Origin of the sequence: Phocaeicola fibrisolvens, assembly GCF_025567125.1 — a bacterium.
In the GTDB taxonomy this organism is placed as follows: domain Bacteria; phylum Bacteroidota; class Bacteroidia; order Bacteroidales; family Bacteroidaceae; genus Phocaeicola; species Phocaeicola fibrisolvens.
Genome location: NZ_JAOQJI010000096.1, coordinates 1 through 2,641, shown reverse-complemented (window position 1 = coordinate 2,641; position 2,641 = coordinate 1). Strand labels below are relative to the sequence as shown.

At 34.1% G+C, this 2,641-nt stretch carries 4 protein-coding genes; 2 read left to right on the top strand and 2 right to left on the bottom strand.

The window, feature by feature from the left end:
• Window positions 1-752, top strand: a 752-nt coding sequence (locus OCV81_RS17600) for a restriction endonuclease subunit S (protein WP_262640553.1), incomplete at its 5' end; no start/stop codon positions are given.
• On the opposite strand, the gene OCV81_RS17595 is transcribed toward OCV81_RS17600, so the two are convergent.
• Window positions 745-1,296 carry a restriction endonuclease subunit S gene (locus OCV81_RS17595; protein WP_081023363.1) on the bottom strand — a complete coding sequence of 184 codons (552 nt, stop codon included), beginning with the start codon at window positions 1,294-1,296 and terminating at the stop codon, window positions 745-747. The genes OCV81_RS17600 and OCV81_RS17595 overlap by 8 nt on opposite strands.
• Before the next feature lie 46 nt (window positions 1,297-1,342).
• Here OCV81_RS17595 and OCV81_RS17590 point away from each other — a divergent pair, with 46 nt between their 5' ends.
• Window positions 1,343-1,930 (top strand): restriction endonuclease subunit S, encoded by a 588-nt coding sequence (locus OCV81_RS17590; RefSeq protein ID WP_148331123.1) that lies wholly within the window; start codon window positions 1,343-1,345, stop codon window positions 1,928-1,930.
• Here OCV81_RS17590 and OCV81_RS17585 read toward each other — a convergent pair.
• The coding region (locus OCV81_RS17585) for a restriction endonuclease subunit S (protein WP_262640551.1) at window positions 1,923-2,641 on the bottom strand (719 nt) is incomplete at its 5' end. The two genes, OCV81_RS17590 and OCV81_RS17585, sit on opposite strands and share 8 nt — an antisense overlap.

Sequence of the window (2,641 nt, the reverse complement as noted above, 5' to 3'; positions counted from 1 at the left end):
CATCAGTAGAAGAACAAAAGAAAATTGCAGATTTATTACTGCTTATTGAACAACGCATTACTACTCAAAACAAAATCATTGAGGATTTGAAAAAACTAAAGTCCGCAATCTGTGAAAAACTTTTTTCTAGTCCCAAAGATAAGCAACCACAAATAAGATTATATGGTTTTTTCGGTGATTGGCACTTTGTACGGCTTTCTGATATTTGCCATAGAATCTGCAGAAAAAATACGGGAGAGCAATGTAAGCAAGTTTTAACGATAGCAGCTCAATATGGTCTTGTTAGTCAAGAAGAATTTTTCAACAAGAATGTTGCTAGTGAAAATTTGTCAGGATATTACCTTCTACAAAAGGGAGATTTTGCATATAATAAAAGTTATTCGGGAGATTATGTTTGGGGGACAGTAAAACGTTTAGACAATTATGAGCAGGGTGTACTATCCCCATTATATATTTGTTTTCGTCCAGACCCAGCTAGAGTGGATTCTGATTTTCTCATCTATTATTTTGAATCAAAAAAATGGCATAAAACTGTCGCAAATATAGCTGGTGAAGGTGCAAGAAATCATGGTTTACTTAATATCTCTGTTGTAGATTACTTTAATACTATTCATTGTATTCCATCTATGGATGAACAGAAACAAATAGCTCAGATTATAGGTACATTGTTATCAAAGATAGCACGAGAACAACGCATGTTGAATTGTTACGCTGCACAACGGCAATACCTACTTCGTCAGATGTTTATATAAACATTTGGCGAAGTAAATATTGTTTTTCTGACTGTACAGCAATTAAGATGTCAGTTTCTACTTGGACTTTTCTTTCAAGTAAAGAAAGAAAAGCAGAAATTGTTTTTTGTTGTTCTATTATCGGTACTATTACCCTGAATTTAGCTAAATCTTTCTTCTGAATATTAGGTAATCCTGAGCCAATGCGAAGTTTCATAATAGTATCCTCATTACATTTAAGGTAATGATACAGATATAGTTTCTCTACATTATTTGTGATATTTTGAATTGTATAGCAATGTCCTCCACTCCAAAATGGAGTGGTATTGAATTGTACATAACCACAAGAATTTCCGCCTTCACTTATAGATATGGTGTTGGCTTCAGTATTATAATCATCATAATAACCTGATGGTTCTATGCCTCCATTCATCACATAGTAATTGCCACTATCTGTAAGAAATTCTCCATTGACTTGTTTACCTTTAACTATATCACATATATCAGCTAATGTAACAACATCACCATTTATAGACGTAAAGAATCTTTCTGAAATTGCGGACATTTCAGAAATTTCATCCTTAATTCAGGCAATTATTTATCAGAAAAAGATGGATGGAATACGCGAGGGGAATTGGCAGAAAACGGAATTAAGCAAAGTTCTACAAGAGAGAACAGAAAAGAATATAAATGGCTATACTGTTTGTTCTGTATCTGTAAGTCAAGGTGTCATTAATCAGATAGAATATCTTGGACGCTCTTTTGCTGCCAAAGAAACATCGCATTACAATATTGTTAAATATGGTGACATCGTTTATACAAAAAGCCCAACAGGTGATTTCCCTTATGGGATAGTAAAACGCAGCTATATAAAAAATGCTGTTGCGGTTTCACCTTTGTATGGTGTATATAAGCCGATTAATGATAACATCGGAGTTTTTCTGCACTTCTATTTCATGCAGTCCAACAATGCGTTCAATTATTTGCATCCACTTATACAGAAAGGAGCGAAGAACACAATCAACATTACTAACGCCCGTTTCTTGGAAAACTCCATTCCTCTTCCAAAAACAGAGGATGAAGTAGTCTATATTGCTAACGCCCTGACAAGCATTCAAACAAAGATTGATTTAGAGAAAAGTTTGTTATGTTCGTATGAGAAAGAAAAACAATACCTTTTACGTCAGATGTTTATATAAACAACTGACGTAAAAGGTAACTTTTCTGTTCACAAAGTAAATTGGCTATATTCTTTTCGATAGAAAGCTTGTCCGAATAGGCTTTGAGAACGGAGTATATTTTGTTCTGTTCTTCTACCGTTGGAAAAAGAAACTTTTTTTTCATGAAATCGCTCTTTTGCAAATTGAAACGTGTACTGCCTTGTGCCAATGGAAAAACAGCCTTTCTAAATGATTTGGTTGAAATATAGTATGCTAAAAATGGAGGGTAAATCTTACTTTCGTCTGTAATATGGACACCAAAACAAAAACTATTCAGGTATAAAGGATAAATATCTCCCAAATACACTGCACCCATTCCAACTTCATCCGGCGTTTCAGATGATAAGGTGAAAAGAATGTCGCCATAGCGGACAACCGATTGTTGCTCTGTCTCATTGATTTTTACTAAACCAACATCGGTTATATCAATGATTTGATTCTGATAGACATTCATATATGTTATGTATGGCCACCCCTTACCAAAATCTTCTGCACTTTTACCAGATAGGCCAGAATATGGCTCTCCAAAATCGTTAAAGGATAATTCGACCTTAGGTTGTCCTGATTCTATTAAGGTATCGCATATTGCCTGAATTAAGGATTCATATTTCTCAATGATTTTGTTTTGAGTAGTAATGCGTTGTTCAATAAGCAGTAATAAATCTGCAATTTTCTTTTGTTCTTCTACTG